Raw genomic sequence first — 17,610 nt, forward strand, 5'->3', positions numbered from 1 at the left:
TAAAGGATTAAAATGATTTAAAAAAATCTGTGAGAGTAAATATGATGCCACGAATTACACTAATTTCCACAAATTTTGCAATTATTATAAAAAATAATTAGGGAAAATTAGTGTAATTCGTGGCAAAAAAATCTTAATAGATATTCTTTAAAAAATTTACAGCTGTTGTTCATGACAAACAACAGCTGTAAAAATAGAGAGAATAGAACTGATAATTTAATTACCAGAACTTAACATAAAGCGCTACAATAATCAATAACGTAATTACGATTAAGACTGTTGTCTGCGGTTTAACTTTAAACATTTCAGAATCAATTTCGAATGCTTTAGGGTTTACTTTTGGTCCTGCAAAACTAATTCCGATCATTGCTAACATTGTAAAGAAGAATGATAATCCCATACAAATATGGAAAGGAATTTCGAATCCGCCTTTACCGTTAGGGTAAGCTGTGTATAAAAGCGTATCGTTTCCGAATAAAGCAGGAGCATATTCGTTGAACAAAACAGATAATAAGAATCCTAAAAGTACACCTACGATTGCTGCTGTGCCAGTAGTTCTTTTCCAGAACATACCAAGGAAGAACATGGCAAAAACTCCAGGGCTTATAAATCCTGTATATTTTTGAATGTATGTAAATCCTCCAACACCGCCAATTCCTAAGACGTCGTTCCAAGTAAATAAAACAGCTAAAAGCATTGCAGCAAAAACGGCAATTCTACCAATGTTTACCTGTTGTTTTTCGCCAGCTTCTTTCTGAATGTATTTTTTATGAATGTCTAAGGTATAAATTGTAGAAATACTGTTTACTTTTCCGGCTAAAGAAGCTACAATTGCAGCAGTTAAAGCAGCAACAGAAAGTCCTTTTAATCCAGTTGGAAGGAATGTTAAAACAGCAGAATAAGCACCGTCTTTTCCTCCAACCAATTGAGGTAAATGTCCGTTTTGGTATAGTACATAAGCTGCAATACCAGGAAGCATTACGATAAGCGGCATTAATAATTTTAGCATACCGGCAAACAAGATTCCTGTACGAGCGGTTTGTAAATCTGCACCAAGTGCTCTTTGTGTAATGTATTGGTTACATCCCCAGTAGTTTAGGTTGATGATCCAGATACCAGCAAGGTAAGACATCAAACCTGGGAAAGTCAAATATTTATCAATTTCCAGCTGAGATGAAGTCGCAGTTGGTTTTGGAATAATCATTTTGAAATGCTCCGGTGCTTCTCTCATTAAAACTTTAAAACCTTCAATAGCATTTTCGCCAACGCCAAAATACTGTCCAACTGTAGTTAAAGCAATATAAGAAGTTACTAAACCTCCAATAATTAATACCGCAACCTGAATAACGTCTGTGTAAGCTACAACTTTCATTCCTCCTAACGAAATGAATAATGCAAACACTGCTAAACCTACCATAATAACATGAAGATATTGTCCTCCGGCAAGTCCATTAATAGCAACTGCTCCTAAGTATAAAATAGAAGTTAAGTTTACAAATACATATAAAAACAACCAGAAAACTGCCATAATCAAGGCAGTAGATTCATTATAACGTGTTTTTAAGAATTGAGGCATGGTATAAATCTTATTTTTAAGATATACCGGAATAAACCAAACCGCAACAATAATAAGTGCAACTGCAGCAAGCCATTCGTAAGCCGCAACAGCAATTCCTAAAAAGAAACCTTCACCACTCATTCCGATGAACTGTTCTGCAGAAATATTAGAAGCAATTAAAGAAGCTCCAATTGCCCACCAGGTTAAATTTCCTTCGGCCAAAAAGTAAGCTTTAGCATCTTGTTCGTCTTGTTTTCTTTTACGATAAACTGTATAACCGTAGACCGAAACTACGATAAAATAAATAATAAAAACCGCATAATCTGCGAAAGCGAGGTTCTGGTTCATTGTTAGTAATATTTTAGAAAATTAGTATATAAGAATGTTTGTTTAGGGTAAAATTTGAAATCTATATTTGTGTTGTTTAATCCTGTTAAAAATGTGATATGTGTTTTTATTTTGTTATTTTTTTACGAAAATAACTGCAAAAGTCAAATGTAAAATAAAAATTTATAAATTGACACAAGGTAAATGTGTTTTTTACATTTATAAATTAATTATTCTGTTAAATTTTACTCTTATAAACTTTTATAATGCACGTCTGACTGCTGTCTCAATATTTCTGCGCTTTTTTCCGGCGTAATATCACGCTGCGATTCTCCTAACATTTCATAGCCAACCATAAATTTTTTCACTGTTGCAGATCTTAATAACGGCGGATAAAAATGCATGTGAAAATGCCATTCTGAATGATCAAAACCATCTGTTGGCGACTGGTGAATTCCTGAAGAATATGGGAAAGAAGTACTAAATAAATTGTCGTACTTTATGGTTAACTGTTTTAAAATTACAGCAAAAGAAGTGCTTTCTTCGGCCGTAAAATCGGTAATTTTATTTACTGCTCTTTTGCTGACAATCATAGTTTCGTAAGGCCAGATTGCCCAAAACGGCACCAATGCTATAAAATGATCGTTTTCTATTACGATACGGTCTCCTACTTTTAATTCGGCTAAAACATAGTCTTCCAAAAGTGTTCTGTTGTTTTTATCGTAATATGATTTTAGGCATTTTTGCGTTTTTTCTACCTGTGTTGGCAATGAAGACTGCGCCCAAATCTGGCCGTGAGGATGCGGATTGCTGCAACCCATTACACTTCCTTTATTTTCAAAAATCTGAACGTGATTAATATACTTGATATTTCCTAAATCTGTATATTCTTTCTGCCAGGTTTTAATGATGTTTTCAATCGCACTCACTTCCATTTCCGGAAGTGTTAAATCGTGTCTTGGAGAAAAACAAACTACTCTTGAAATTCCTTGTTCTGGTTTTGCTTTAAAAAAGGTATGTTTGATATCTTCTTCAAAAATAATTTCATCCTGCTTCATTGCAGCAAAATCATTTTCAAAAACAAAACTGTTTTCGTATGCTGGATTATTCACTCCATTAGCACGAACATTTCCCGGACATAAATAACAAGTTGGATCGTAATTTGGAAGTGTTTCTGTTGAAATAGTTTCGTTTTGTCCCTGCCAAGGACGTTTTGATCGATGAGGTGATACCAAAACCCATTCGTTAATTAATGGGTTATAACGTCTGTGAGGATCTTCGTTAATGTCAAAATTTTTCATGTAGTAGTTATGGTATTAAAGTAATGTTGTTCCGTTTGAGATTTTTACATCGTAAAATTTTAATTCGATCCCAAATGTATCTAAATAAAGATTTGAAAACTTACTTTTTATATCATTTTCATGACCTTTTTTAATTAAATTAATTGTGCATCCGCCAAAACCTCCGCCCATTAAGCGAGAACCAATTATTGCATCATCATCTTTTGCAGTATTTACCAGCATATCCAATTCTTCGCAGCTTACTTCATATTCTTGCGACAAACCGTAATGAGTCTCAAAAAGCAATTGACCCAAAACTTCAATATTTCCTTGGTCTAAAGCTTCGCATGCTTTTACAACTCGGTTAATTTCTTTGACAACAAAATGAACACGGCTAAATACTTTTTCGCTCATTTTATTCTTTAGATTCAAAACCTGCTCTTCTGAACAATCTCTAAAACTTTTTATTTCCGGAAATTCAGCTTTTATGATCGCTAATCCTTCTTCACATTCAATTCTGCGCGTATTATATTCAGAGGTAAAAAGAGAATGTTTTACATTACTGTCCATCAAAATCAAAGAATAATCTTTGAAATCTGCATTGTGATATTCATATTCTAGAGTATTGCAGTCTAACTTTATTACTTTGTTTTCAAGCCCATGAACGCTCGAAAACTGATCCATAATACCGCAGTTGATACCAACCCAATGTTCTGCTTTCTGTCCTAAAAGAGAAATGTCTAATTTTTGAATATCCAGGTTAAAGAGCTCTTTTATACCGTAAATCATACCGCATTCTAAAGCTGCAGAAGAGGATAAACCTGAACCAACCGGAATGTTACTGCTGAAAACACAATTGAAACCTTCAAAAGAAAAACCATTATCCTGCAGCTGTTTGATCACGCCGCGAATGTAATTTGTCCAGACAACTTTACTTAGTTTTACTTCTTGAGTTAAATCAATTTCAAACTCTTCATTCAAATCGATTGCAATAATTTTGGATTTTTTCGAATCGTTTTTTTCAAAAGCAAAACAAATTATTTTATCTATTGCAGCCGGCAGCACATAACCATCATTATAATCAATATGTTCTCCTATAATATTAATTCTTCCTGGAGACAGCACTACTTTTTGAGGAACAGATCCAAAAGATTTCTCAAAAAAAGCAGTAGTATTTTGTATTAAAATATCATTCATTGTAGTGTGGTTATGATAAAGTATTTGAGTTGTTTTTTAAACTAAATTTTCAAATTTATAAACTGTGTTTTGAGAATATTGATCTCCTTTTTTTAAAACAGCATTTGGAAAATGACTGTGATTTGGAGCATCAGGAAAATTTTGAGTTTCAAAACAAATACCGCTTTGAGCATTATAATCGGTATTTTCTTTTCCTTTTAAAGTATTAAAACAATTTCCTCCTACATAAATATGAACACTTGGCTGATCAGTATAAACATTCATTTGTAAATTGTTTATTGAACTGATTAACCTTGCAGCCTCATTTTTAGAATTAACTACAAATGAATTATCAATCGGGAACGGACATTTTTTAGGTGTTCTAAAGTCGAATTCATGATTGTTTAAATCGATAAAATTTCCGGTTGGAATATTATTTTGGTCAGTTTCCAGCATTTTATCCGATTCGATAAACATTTCCTGATTAGAAACTGTAGAATCGTGACCGTTTAAATTAAAGTAGCTGTGATGCGTTAAATTGATCACGGTATCTTCTGTAGAAGTAGCTTTATATTCTAATTTTAATTCGTTTTGCTCGGTTAAAGTATAGGTAAGATAAACGTGCATTTCTCCGGGAAAGTTCTGGTCTAAATCTTCACTTAATAATCCAAAAGTTATCGACGGATTTTCTCCAGCCGTTAGATCAGTAACATTCCACACTTTTCTTCCAAAACCAAAATCACCGCCATGCAAAGTGTTTCCATTATTGTTTCCTAAAAGCTGAAAAGTTTTATCGTTAAGAGTAAAAGCAGCATTATGAATTCTTCCTGCATAACGCCCGACAGTGGTTCCAAAATAAGGAGCACTCGGAAGGCTGTACGAATCTAAATAAGCCTGAAGATTATCAAAACCTAAAACAACATCAACAAATTTTCCATTATCTAATGGAACTTGCAAAGAAGTTACAGTTGCTCCATAATTAATAACCTGAACTTTCATTCCGTTTTTATTAGTTAACTCAAAAGAATAAATTTCTTCTTTATCGGGCATTAAACCAAATAATTTCGAATTAGAACTGTTTTGAAAATGCGATATATGTTTTATTTCCATGCTATTATTGCCAAAAATGAAATCCAAAAATAGAAACATTTCTAATATTTGCATACCAGTACCTACCAGTTTTTGTATCTTGCCATAAAAATGAAATTTTTATGAACGTAATTTCTGTACAAAACAATATTGGGCTTCCAAAATATAAGCAGATAATTCTTTCAATTGAGAAAGCAATCGAAGAAGAAAAATTAATAAAAGGCGATCAGCTTCCGTCGGTTAATAAAGTCTGTCTGGCATTTGATTTGTCGCGTGATACAGTGCTGCTTGCTTATGACGAACTAAAGAAAAGAGGTATAATTTATGCCATTCCTGGAAAAGGTTATTACGTTAAAAGCATTGAAATCAGTATAAAACAGAAGATTTTTTTACTTTTTGATGAGCTGAATATTTTTAAAGAGGACATTTATAATTCCTTTCTAAAAAACATCGGAAAAAATGTTCAGGTCGATATTTTCTTTCATCATTTTAATGTTGAGGTTTTTAAAAAACTGGTAAATGACAGTAACGGAAATTATACAAAATATATAATTATGCCGACGAACTTAATCGATATAGCTGATTTGATAAAAACCCTACCAGTAAATGATGTAATCATACTGGATCAGACCAATTCAGACTTAAAAAGGTATCCGGCAATTTATCAAAATCATCAAAAAGATATTTTTGAAGGATTGCTTAAAGGAAAATCCCGATTGAATAAATACAAAAAGCTGATTCTGATTTTTCCGGGATTTAGAGAACCAATCGGAATGAAATTAGGTTTTGAATTCTTCTGCGAAAAATATGATTTTGAACACGAAATTATCACAGAATTTACCAATAGGGAAATAACGCTTGGCGACTTGTATATTATTCCCAACGATCGAGATTTGGTTCGCGTGATAGAAAATGCAGCAAGTAAGAACTTAAAATTAGGAGCCGATTTTGGAATTATATCTTATAATGAAACACCGTTAAAAAAAATCGCGGCAAACGGCATTACAACTATTTCTACCCATTTTGAACTGATGGGAAAAATTCTTGCCGATATGGTTCGTAAGGGAACAAAAGAGCAGATCGAAAATAAATCATCACTCACGATGAGAAATTCTCTTTAAGATTATATCTAAAAAATAAGCCCCGAAAAGTATACTTTTTCAGGGCTTGCAAGTCTTATTATTATCGAAAAATTATAGATTTAAAACAAAATCGTTAAGTAATTTTTCTTCGTATTTTTCTTTATTAAAAGTATAGAGATAAGATCCTTTTCGAGAAGACTGCATGTCTTTTTCTTCTAATTTATTTAGAATCTCCAAAGAATTAATCTTACTTATAAAATTTCGTTTGTCGAGTTCTTTGCTTAAAATTGCTTCATACAATTCTAATAATTGGCGCATTGTAAATTTTTCTGGCAGTAATTCAAAACCAATTGGTTTTATAGACGTTCTGTAGCGAAGTCTTCTAATCGCGTGATGCACCATTTCGTTATGGTCAAAAATAAGCTTTGGCATTTCGTTTATGCTAAACCATTCAGCGTGATAATTCTGAATCATTTCGGCATTGTGGTTTTCAATATTAATCAATGCATAATAAGAAACCGAAATAGTTCTTTCTACCGGATCACGATCAATTTCGCTGTAAGCATATAACTGCTCCATATAAATGTCGTTTAAACCTGTATAAGTATTTAGAATTCTAATAGCAGCATCATCAAGAACTTCGTCTCGTTTTAAAAAACCTCCAATCAAAGACCATTTTCCTTTTTCCGGTTCAAAATCTCTTTTGATTAGAAGTATTTTCAGACCTTCATTGTCGAATCCAAAAATGATGCAATCTACCGCTAATAAGACCTTATCGGCAGAGCTATAAGTGTTTAGCATATTCAATATTTTATGTGTAAATATATAAACTTCCTGAGAGGTTTCATAATTTATTAATGTAGTTTTTACACTTATGTAAAAACTCATTAAATCTAAATCCTTATTAATTGATTTTTAATTGGTAAAAGCATAAGTTTTAGAACAATCTTTTTCAATTTCATATCAAATTCAGAGGTCAAAGGTAGGAACAATTTTAAAAGAGAATTAATCTTAGAGTTATTATTTCACATTAGAAATTTAAAAAATCCAGATACATGTTATAAATCGTGCGGTTTTCAAATTTTTTTGTCAAATTTTTTAGACTCGCAGCTTTTTTCTTTAATAATCAAATCCTTTATTAAGCCTTTATTACAGCCGATTTTTTAATCTTAAATTATGAAATTTGTTTTTTGCAACCAGTTGTTCTAAGATTTTTATTTTTTTATCCGGCTTTTTTTTGTTTAAATTTACAAATGTTAATCAAACACTTATTAAACTATAAAACCACAAAGATTAGAAAATATTCGATCTATATATTTTTCTATCATCCAAAAACAAAAACCAAATTATGAAAAAAGCATTCTTATTATTGTTTGTTATATTTTCTGTTCAAACAATTTGTGCGCAAAAAGAACCCGTAATCATTTCAATAAAAAATGATGCATCGGCGCCGGTAATTAATAAAAATATTTACGGCCATTTTGCCGAGCATTTGGGGCGTTGTATTTACGGTGGATTTTTTGTGGGAGATACTTCAAAAATACCCAATACAAACGGAGTTCGAAATGATATTATTAAAGCCTTAAAAGAGCTCAAAATTCCAAACTTAAGATGGCCGGGCGGTTGTTTTGCAGACACCTATCATTGGAAAGACGGAATTGGACCAAAAGAGCAAAGACCAACAATTGTAAACCAATGGTGGGGAGGTGTAACAGAAGATAACAGTTTTGGCACACATGATTTTTTAAATCTCTGTGAAGTGCTTGGAGCAGAACCTTATTTGTCTGGAAATGTAGGAAGCGGTACTGTTCAGGAATTTGCAGATTGGATTCAGTATGCCAATTTTGGAGGTAAAAGTCCGATGAGCGATCTGCGTAAAAAAAATGGAAGAACAGAACCATGGAAAGTAAAATATTGGGGAATCGGAAACGAAGCCTGGGGTTGCGGCGGTAATATGACAGCAGAATATTATGCAGGAGAATATCGAAAATTTGCCACGTTTATGGCCGACTGGAATAATAGCGGCGGTATAAACCGCATTGCATCTGGAGCCAACAGCAGCGATTATAATTGGACCGAAGTTTTAATGAAAAATATTCCTTTAAATATGCTTGGCGGTGTTGGTGTGCATCATTATTCTGTAATTGACTGGAATAAAAAAGGAGATGCCGTTAATTTTTCTGAAGAACAATATTTTAAAACTATGCAGCAGGCTCTAAAAATGGAAGAATTAGTAACCAAACATGCTGCGGTTATGGATAAATATGATCCTGAGAAAAAAGTAGCTATGGTTGTAGACGAATGGGGCGGATGGTATGATGTAGAAAAAGGAACAAATTCTGGATTTTTGTATCAGCAAAATACCATTAGAGATGCGGTTTTAGCCGGTGCTACGCTCAATATTTTCAACAACCACGCCGATAGAGTAAGAATGGCAAATTTAGCGCAGTGTGTAAATGTGCTGCAAGCCGTAATTCTGACGGATAAAACAAAAATGATTTTAACACCAACGTATCATGTCATGCAAATGTACAACGTACATCAGGATGCAAAACTGCTGCCTTTAAGTTTTAATTCGCCCTTATATACTTTAAAAGACCAAACGATTCCGGCAGTTTCGGCTTCGGCTTCAAAAGATAAAAACGGTGCAGTTCATATTTCGTTAGTAAATATTGATGCCGTAAATAAACACAAAATCGAAATTGATGTTAAAGATTTAACTAGTAAAAATTTTACAGCAAGTATACTGACAGCTTCAAAACTGCAGGATCATAATTCTTTCGAAAATCCTAATAAAATTGTTCCTGTTGCTTTTAAAGGATTTGAAAATAAAAAAGGAAAGCTGGAAATAATAATCCCGCCTTTTTCGGTACTGGTTTTAGAGGGAAAATAATTCAGAGGAATCTAAAAAATTTATATTAAAAGCGATGGTTTTTATTTTAAACATGAAATAATCGCAGCGTTATAAATGTATTATTAACATTTGTTTTTTGTTTAAAGGCTAAAATGCTGTTTTAATGCATTTATGGTAAAAATTAATTACGCAGTTTTTGTTAAGTGTTTTTTATACACTTATAAATTAATTATATCTATATTTGTCAATATTTTAAAAATAAAATTAGAATGAAAAATTATGTAATAGGATTAGACTACGGAACAGATTCTGTTCGCGCGGTGCTGATTGATACTGAAAATGGACAGGAGCTGGCATCGAATGTTTCTCATTACAAAAGATGGAAAAACAAACAATATTGTGACGCGTCTATAAATCAGTTTCGCCAGCATCCTTTAGATCATATCGAAGGATTAGAAATCACGATTCAAACTGTTATAAAAGAAAGTAAAGTTGATCCTTCATTAGTAAAAGGAATCTGTATAGATACAACCGGATCTTCGCCGGTTCCGGTTACAAAAGAAGGAATTCCATTGGCTTTGACAAAAGGTTTTGAGGAAAACCCAAATGCCATGATGGTTTTGTGGAAAGATCATACTTCTATAAATGAAGCAAACGAAATTAATGAACTGGCCGTAAGCTGGGGCGGAGAAAATGTAACAAAATATGTAGGCGGAATTTACTCATCAGAATGGTTTTGGGCAAAAATCCTTCACATTGCCAGAGAAGATGAAGCAGTTAGAAATGCTGCACATACCTGGATGGAACACTGCGATTTAATGACGTATTTATTAATTGAAAATAAAGATTTAAAAACCTTTAAAAGAAGCCGCTGCGCCGCAGGACACAAAGCCATGTGGCACGCAGACTGGAACGGACTTCCGCCAGTTGAATTTTTAGAAAAACTACATCCGTATTTAGCACAGCTTCGCGGAAATCTATACGATGAAACCTATACATCTGATTTATCAGCAGGAAATTTAAGCAAAGAATGGGCAGACCGTTTGGGACTTTCAACAGAAACAGTTGTGGCTGTTGGAACTTTTGATGCGCATTCTGGAGCAGTTGGAGCTAAAATTGGAGAAAATACTTTAGTCCGTGTTATGGGAACATCAACCTGTGATATTCTAGTTGGTTCTTATGATGAAGTAGGAACAAAAACCGTTCGCGGAATCTGCGGACAAGTTGATGGTTCCGTTATTCCGGGCTTTATTGGTTTAGAAGCAGGGCAATCTGCTTTTGGCGATTTACTGGCTTGGTACAAAGAATTATTAATGTGGCCAACGGAACACTTATTAGGTTCTTCTTCAATTTTAAACGAAGCTCAAAAAGAACAATTAAGAGAAGAATTCAGCGATAAATTAATTGTAGAATTGACAAAAGAAGCAGCCAAAATTCCGGTTTCAGAAAGTCTTCCAATTGCTTTGGACTGGATCAACGGGCGACGAACTCCAGATGCAAATCAGGAATTAAAAAGTGCGATTTCGAATCTTTCTTTAGGAACAAAAGCGCCTCATATTTTTAAAGCTTTAGTTAATGCAATTTGTTTTGGAGCGAAGAAAATCGTAGATCGTTTTGAAGAAGAAGGTGTAAAAATCGACAGCGTTATCGGAATTGGCGGTGTTGCCCGTAAATCTCCTTTTATCATGCAGACATTGGCCAATGTTCTAAACAAGCCAATTAAAATTGCAGCTTCAGACCAAACTCCAGCTTTGGGAGCAGCAATTTACGCCGCCGTTGCAGCCGGAATTTACCCTAACGTAATCGAAGCAAGTCAAAAAATTGGAAGTGATTTTGACGGAGAATATTTTCCTCAATTAGATAAAGTAGCTGCGTATAACAAACTGCTTGTTGCTTACGATCAATTAAGCGCTTACGAAGATCCAAACATTAAAACAGCACAGCATGAGCTCTCTTTATAAAGATTTAAAACAAGAATGTTACGAAGCCAATATGCAGTTGAATGCACTGAATTTGGTTGTCTATACTTTCGGAAACGTAAGTGCCGTTGATAGAAAAAATGGTGTTTTTGCCATTAAACCAAGCGGTGTTCCGTATGAAGATTTAAAACCAGAAGATATGGTTATTGTCGATTTTGATAATAATATTATCGAAGGAACAATGCGTCCGTCATCAGACACAAAAACGCATGCTTACTTATATAAAAACTGGCCAAATATTGGTGGTGTTGCACATACACACGCCACTTATTCTGTGGCTTGGGCGCAATCACAGCAAGATATTCCGATTTTTGGAACCACACATGCCGATCACTTAACAGCTGATATTCCGTGCGCGCCGCCAATGGCAGATGCATTGATTGAAGGAAACTACGAACACAATACCGGAATTCAGATTCTAGATTGTTTCAAAGAAAAAAATCTTTCATACGAAGAAGTAGAAATGATTTTGATCGGAAATCACGGTCCGTTTGCCTGGGGAAAAAACGCTGCAAAAGCGGTTTACAACAGTAAAGTTCTAGAAGTTGTGGCAGAAATGGCATACCTGACTTTGCAAATAAATCCAAATGCACCAAGATTAAAAGACTCATTAATTAAGAAACATTACAACCGTAAACACGGAAAAGATTCGTATTACGGACAATAATGATTTTAGATTTTAGAATGTAGATTTTAGATTAAAGAAAATAGAATAAAGAACAAAGAGAAAAGATTTTCGTTAATAGTGAATTTTTAGATAAAGAAAAACGATTTGACGATTAAACAAATAAACGATTAAACAAAATGATAGATATATCTCAAAAAGAAGTATGGTTTGTAGTAGGAAGCCAAGAATTATACGGTGAAGAAACATTAAGAAAAGTAGCGGAGCATTCGCAAATAATTGCAAAAGGATTGGACGCTTCATCGAGTATTCCGGTAAAAGTAGTTTATAAAGATGTGGTAAAATCTCCATCTCAAATATTAGACGTTTGTTTAGCAGCAAATTCGGCTAAAAACTGTATCGGAATTATTGCGTGGATGCATACTTTTTCGCCGGCAAAAATGTGGATTGGCGGTTTGAGTATTTTGAAAAAACCATTATGTCATTTGCATACACAATACAATGCTGAAATTCCGTGGGGATCTATCGATATGGATTTCATGAACCTGAATCAATCAGCACACGGAGATCGTGAATTCGGTTTCATCATGTCAAGAATGCGTAAAAAACGTAAAGTTGTAGTTGGACACTGGGAAGACGAAAGAGTTCAGAAAAAATTAGGAATCTGGTCAAGAGTCGTTTTAGGCTGGGATGAACTTCAAAATCTAAAAGTAGCTCGTATTGGAGACAATATGCGTGAAGTTGCCGTTACAGAAGGTGATAAAGTAGAAGCTCAAATTCGTTTCGGCGTTTCTGTAAACGGATATGATTCTTCTGATGTTACAAAATATATTGAGAAAGTAACAGACAAAGAACTAAACGATTTATTAGCCGTTTACGAAGCATCTTATACTTTAACCGATTCTTTAAAAGAAGGCGGAGCGCAAAGAAGTTCTTTAGCGGAAGCGGCAAAAATTGAATTAGGATTAAGAGCTTTCCTTGAAGAAGGAGGATTTGGCGCTTTTACAGATACATTTGAAAATCTTGGCGTTTGGAAACAATTACCGGGAATTGCAACACAAAGATTAATGGCCGATGGTTATGGTTTTGGTGGAGAAGGAGACTGGAAAACAGCTGCAATGGTAAGAGCTTTAAAAGTAATGAATATTGGTTTGGAAGGCGGAACATCTTTCATGGAAGATTACACTTACCACTTTACACCGCAAAAATCATACGTTTTAGGATCGCACATGTTAGAAATCTGTCCATCTATCGCTGACGGAAAACCTTCTTGCGAAGTGCATCCTTTAGGAATTGGCGGAAAAGAAGATCCAGCTCGTTTGGTGTTCAATTCGCCAGCCGGAGATGCAATCAATGTTTCTTTGGTAGATATGGGAACTCGTTTCCGTTTAATTGTTAACGAAGTTGAGGCGATAAAACCAATGGCAGAATTACCAAAATTACCAGTTGCCAGAGTTTTATGGGATTGTAAGCCAAACTTGGATATTGCAGCAACAGCTTGGATTCTAGCTGGAGGAGCGCATCATACGGTTTACAGCCAATCTCTAACAACAGAATATATGGAAGACTTCGCAGATATTGCTGGAATCGAATTATTGGTTATTGATGAGAAAACGACAGTAAGAGACTTTAAAGATAAGATCAACGCTAACGAAGCATATTATCATTTGTTTCAACACGGATTGTAATTAAAGGTGCAAAGGTTCAAAGAAGCAGAGGTTCAATTTTTTTTGCTACTTTTAACTTTGTTGAGTAAATAATATGTAAAATTTACAACGCAGATAAAACGGATTTGCTGTCGCAAAAACGCAGATAAAAATAGATTTATAGAATCTAAAAAATCTGTGTAAATCAGCGTATTCGTGATAACGAATCTGTTTTATCCGCGTCAAAATATTACATTGTTAAATTATGCCCAACGATTATCTAACCACTTACAAAAAATAAAATATCAATTATGAAAGGATTAAAACGTTACATTTTCGGAATTACGATTTTAGGTTTGGCGACGCTTTCAGTTCAATGTAAAAGCGATAAAAAAGCAGATACAGAAAAAACTGCTGCTGCTGAAAAAGCTTTAGTAACAATTGAAAAATCAGAATACGGAACAACTGCAAAAGGAGAAAAAGTCGAGAGTTATAAACTGAAAAACCAAAATGGGATGGAAGTCGACATCATCACTTTTGGCGGCAGAATTACAGATTTGAAAGTACCTAATAAAGAAGGAGTTTCTGAAAATGTAGTAATCGGATTTACTTCTTTGGCACAATATGAAAAAGAAAATCCTTTCTTCGGAGCATTGATTGGAAGATACGGAAACCGAATTGCAAAAGGTAAATTTTCATTAGATGGAAAAGAATATCAATTGGCAATAAACAACGCGCCAAATGCTTTGCACGGCGGTCCGCAAGGCTATTTTAATGTAGTCTGGAAAGCCGATGAGGTTAAGTCTGGTGAAACAGCTTCTTTAAAATTATCGTATTTAAGTAAAGATATGGAAGAAGGTTATCCTGGAAACTTGCAGGTTTTTGTGACTTATACTTTGACAAATGATAATCAATTGGATGTTTTGTATGAAGCTTCAACAGATAAGAAAACCGTTGTAAACTTAACACAGCATTCTTATTTCAATTTGTCAGGAGATTTTACAAAAACAATTTTAGATCACGAATTGACTTTGAATGCTGATAAATTAGTTCCGGTTGACGCGACTTTAATTCCGACAGGAAAATTAGATGATGTGGCTAATACACCTTTCGATTTTAGAACGCCAAAATTAATTGGAAAAGATATCGCGGCTAAAAATGAGCAATTAGAAAAAGGAAAAGGTTACGATCACTGCTGGGTGTTGAACAATCCTGAAAAAGGAAAAACAATCATTGCAAAAGTTTACCACGCAGCAAGCGGAAGAGTTCTAGAAATGACAACAGACGAACCTGGAATTCAGTTTTACTCAGGAAATTTCCTTGACGGAACATTACCAACGCGCGACGGAAAAACATACGCACACAGAACCGGACTTTGTTTAGAAACAGAACATTATCCAGATTCTCCAAACCAGAAAAATTTCCCAACCACGGTTTTAAACCCGGGAGAAAAATATAAAACTAAAACTACTTTTAAATTTTCTGTACAGAAATAGTTTTAGAATTTGTTAATTAGTTCAGTAATTCTCTTAAAAACCTCGAAAGTTATGCTTTTGAGGTTTTTTTATGGAGTGAAGTTTGACGCGAATTACACGAATTAACACAAATCAGGAAGGTTATTTTAATTAGTGAAAATTAGTGAATTCGTGGCAGAAAAAACTTTGTGTCTCTGCGACTTTGCGAGATTAATTCATTCGCAACCTTATAAAAATCTTAACTTAGCAATAGAAAACTAAAGCAAAATGAAACATCTATTTAAAGCAGCAATAAACTGGGTATCAAATCAAAATCAAGAAAATTCAACGAAGCGATTTTATAACAAAAGTCATCAAATAAAAATTGAAGGAAAACCTGTCTTAGATGTTTCAGCAGCAAAAGCTTTCAAAGGCGATCCATCATTATACAATCCTGAAGATTTATTGTTGAGTAGTTTGGTTTCCTGCCATATGATGTCATACTTATATGTCTGTTCTCAAAACGGAATAGAAGTACTCGAATATTCAGACAATGCCGAAGCAACTCTCGAGGTTTCTCCAGACGGAAGCGGACGTTTTGTTGAGGTTCGGTTGTATCCAAAAGTTACAATTGTAAACTCAGATAAAGTAAATTTGGCTTTAGAACTGCATTCAAAAGCAAATCAATTGTGTTTTATTGCTAATTCCTGCAATTTTCCTGTTTTGCATGAGGCGAGTTGTGAGGTTTCCACCATATAAGTTAGTAAGTAAATTATGAAAGAAATAATTAATTCAAATGAAAAAGACAATAAGTCTTTATTAAATGATGATCAAAAAGAAGCAATCGACAAAGCTTTAGAAGATGTTGAAAACGGGAAAATGTATTCTCATCAGGAAGTTATGGATGAAACAAAAAAACGGTTTCCTCATTTATTTAATAGAATATAAAGTAGAAGAGCTTCTAAAATATAATCCAGAATATTCAGATTATGATGAAATTAAAAATAGAAAAACTATACCGTTAATTAATATTAATGAAAATCATGATCTAATTTTAAAAAGATATACTGCTTTAAAGATTAGAAACATCGCTAATAAGTGATCATTTCTTAATAATCTAAAGCCCATTCCATTGTAAGTTATTTAATAGATTTATAGCTTTAATTACTTATATGGTGAAAAAATAATCGTATAAAACCAAAAAAACCTCTTCCGTTAAGAAGAGGTTTTTTGTACCCGGAGCCGGAGTCGAACCGGCACGGTTTCCCACAGGTGTTTGAGACCAGCGCGTCTACCAATTCCGCCATCCGGGCTTAGCAGACGAAAGAATAATTAAAAAAATCAATTACTCTAACGCAATAGAATGAAGTCATAAATGATGTCATTCCTTTAACACGGTGCAAATGTAAAAAATAAAATTAAAAATTCTACTAAAAATACTTAAATTTTTCCTTTCAGTGTTCGATAAATTTTATAAATTTGCAGCTCGTTAAAACGACGCACACACAACTAACTACAAAACAACAAATTATAATGTCGCACCTAGAACCAGAAGCTAAAATTTTTGCGTGTTCACAAAGTGTTTATCTTGCAGAGAAAATTGCAGAACAATACGGTATTCCGTTAGGAAAAGTAACGATGTCAACGTATAGTGATGGAGAATTTCAGCCGTCTTATGAAGAGTCAATAAGAGGTTTACGCGTGTTTATCGTGTGCTCTACTTTTCCAACTGCCGATAATTTGATGGAATTGTTATTAATGATTGATGCTGCAAAACGCGCATCAGCAAGACATATTACAGCTGTTATGCCTTACTTTGGTTGGGCAAGACAGGACAGAAAAGACAAACCAAGAGTTCCGATTGGAGCAAAATTAGTAGCTAATTTATTAGATGCTGCCGGAGCAACAAGAGTAATGACAATGGATTTACATGCAGATCAAATCCAGGGGTTTTTCGAGAAACCAGTAGATCATTTATTTGCATCTACCATCTTTTTACCATACGTAGAAAGTTTAAAATTAGAAAATCTGACCATTGCATCTCCGGATATGGGAGGTTCAAAAAGAGCATATGCTTACTCTAAGTTTTTAGAATCAGACGTAGTAATCTGTTACAAACAAAGAAAAGCAGCCAACCTTATCGACACTATGGAGCTGATTGGTGAAGTAAAAGGCCGTAACGTAATATTAGTAGACGATATGATCGATACAGGAGGAACGCTGGCAAAAGCAGCAGACTTAATGATCGAAAAAGGAGCACTAAGTGTAAGAGCAATTTGTACACACGCTATTTTATCAGGCGGTGCGTATGAGAAAATAGAAAATTCGAAATTAACAGAATTAATCGTAACCGATTCTATTCCGTTAAAGAAAGAATCAAAGAAAATCAGAGTAGTGAGTTGTGCACCTCTTTTTGCCGAAGTTATGCACATGGTGCACCACAACAATTCCATTAGTGGAAAATTTATAATGTAAAAGCAGTAGGCTTTAGGCAATAAGCCATAAGCTATTCGCAATTACAAAAAAGCCTAAAGCCTAGT

The 17,610-nt window shown here is 34.0% G+C and carries 14 protein-coding genes and 1 tRNA gene; 9 read left to right on the forward strand and 6 right to left on the reverse strand.

The genetic code is table 11. From position 1 onward, the window contains the following. Positions 1–220: 220 nt before the first annotated feature. The 4 genes from B0A68_RS15570 to B0A68_RS15585 form a co-directional block, all read right to left on the reverse strand. A complete protein-coding gene (locus B0A68_RS15570; RefSeq protein ID WP_035686872.1) occupies positions 221–1,906 on the reverse strand; it encodes a sodium/sugar symporter in 1,686 nt (561 codons plus the stop codon). A 230-nt stretch (positions 1,907–2,136) separates the two neighbouring features. Continuing rightward, a complete protein-coding gene (locus B0A68_RS15575) occupies positions 2,137–3,186 on the reverse strand; it encodes a UDP-glucose--hexose-1-phosphate uridylyltransferase (protein ID WP_035686870.1) in 1,050 nt (349 codons plus the stop codon). A gap of 15 nt (positions 3,187–3,201) precedes the next feature. Continuing rightward, positions 3,202–4,362 (reverse strand): galactokinase, encoded by a 1,161-nt coding sequence (gene galK / locus B0A68_RS15580; protein WP_035686868.1) that lies wholly within the window; start codon positions 4,360–4,362, stop codon positions 3,202–3,204. 36 nt (positions 4,363–4,398) lie between these two features. Further along, positions 4,399–5,451, reverse strand: a complete 1,053-nt coding sequence (locus tag B0A68_RS15585) for an aldose epimerase family protein (protein WP_051892719.1) — start codon at positions 5,449–5,451, stop codon at positions 4,399–4,401. Between the two features lie 101 nt (positions 5,452–5,552). Between B0A68_RS15585 and B0A68_RS15590 the strand changes: the two genes are divergently transcribed. Further along, positions 5,553–6,551 (forward strand): GntR family transcriptional regulator, encoded by a 999-nt coding sequence (locus B0A68_RS15590; RefSeq protein WP_035686866.1) that lies wholly within the window; start codon positions 5,553–5,555, stop codon positions 6,549–6,551. A gap of 72 nt (positions 6,552–6,623) precedes the next feature. Here the strand turns inward: B0A68_RS15590 and B0A68_RS15595 are convergent, their stop codons facing one another. Continuing rightward, entirely contained in the window at positions 6,624–7,313 is a 690-nt protein-coding gene (locus tag B0A68_RS15595; RefSeq protein ID WP_035688357.1) for an NUDIX hydrolase, read from the reverse strand. A 547-nt stretch (positions 7,314–7,860) separates the two neighbouring features. On the opposite strand from B0A68_RS15595, the gene B0A68_RS15600 reads away from it, so the two are divergent. From B0A68_RS15600 to B0A68_RS24500, 7 genes are all read left to right on the forward strand, one after another. Then, complete coding sequence (locus B0A68_RS15600; RefSeq protein ID WP_035686864.1) at positions 7,861–9,405, forward strand: alpha-N-arabinofuranosidase; 1,545 nt, start codon at positions 7,861–7,863, stop codon at positions 9,403–9,405. Positions 9,406–9,635: 230 nt separating this feature from the next. Continuing rightward, entirely contained in the window at positions 9,636–11,327 is a 1,692-nt protein-coding gene (locus B0A68_RS15605; RefSeq protein ID WP_035686862.1) for a ribulokinase, read from the forward strand. Continuing rightward, on the forward strand, positions 11,311–12,012 hold the full coding sequence (locus tag B0A68_RS15610) for an L-ribulose-5-phosphate 4-epimerase (RefSeq protein ID WP_035686859.1): 702 nt from the start codon (positions 11,311–11,313) through the stop codon (positions 12,010–12,012). Before B0A68_RS15605 ends, B0A68_RS15610 begins: the two co-directional genes overlap by 17 nt. A 137-nt stretch (positions 12,013–12,149) precedes the next feature. After that, on the forward strand, positions 12,150–13,658 hold the full coding sequence (gene araA, locus B0A68_RS15615; protein ID WP_035686856.1) for an L-arabinose isomerase: 1,509 nt from the start codon (positions 12,150–12,152) through the stop codon (positions 13,656–13,658). Between the two features lie 269 nt (positions 13,659–13,927). Beyond that, positions 13,928–15,112: an aldose epimerase family protein gene (locus B0A68_RS15620; protein WP_035686854.1), complete on the forward strand. Its 1,185-nt coding sequence runs from the start codon at positions 13,928–13,930 to the stop codon at positions 15,110–15,112. A 246-nt stretch (positions 15,113–15,358) separates the two neighbouring features. Continuing rightward, the gene (locus B0A68_RS15625; protein WP_035686851.1) at positions 15,359–15,829 is read left to right on the forward strand and encodes an OsmC family protein; all 471 of its coding nucleotides are present in this window, start codon (positions 15,359–15,361) and stop codon (positions 15,827–15,829) included. Positions 15,830–15,844: 15 nt separating this feature from the next. After that, entirely contained in the window at positions 15,845–16,018 is a 174-nt protein-coding gene (locus B0A68_RS24500; protein ID WP_165571351.1) for a hypothetical protein, read from the forward strand. Between the two features lie 285 nt (positions 16,019–16,303). Here B0A68_RS24500 and B0A68_RS15635 read toward each other — a convergent pair. After that, positions 16,304–16,383: transfer RNA gene (locus B0A68_RS15635), tRNA-Leu, on the reverse strand. A 220-nt stretch (positions 16,384–16,603) separates the two neighbouring features. Here B0A68_RS15635 and B0A68_RS15640 point away from each other — a divergent pair. After that, entirely contained in the window at positions 16,604–17,545 is a 942-nt protein-coding gene (locus B0A68_RS15640) for a ribose-phosphate pyrophosphokinase (protein ID WP_035686847.1), read from the forward strand. The last annotated feature ends 65 nt before the right edge of the window (positions 17,546–17,610 follow it).

Source organism: Flavobacterium reichenbachii (genome assembly GCF_002217435.1).
In the GTDB taxonomy this organism is placed as follows: Bacteria; Bacteroidota; Bacteroidia; order Flavobacteriales; family Flavobacteriaceae; genus Flavobacterium; species Flavobacterium reichenbachii.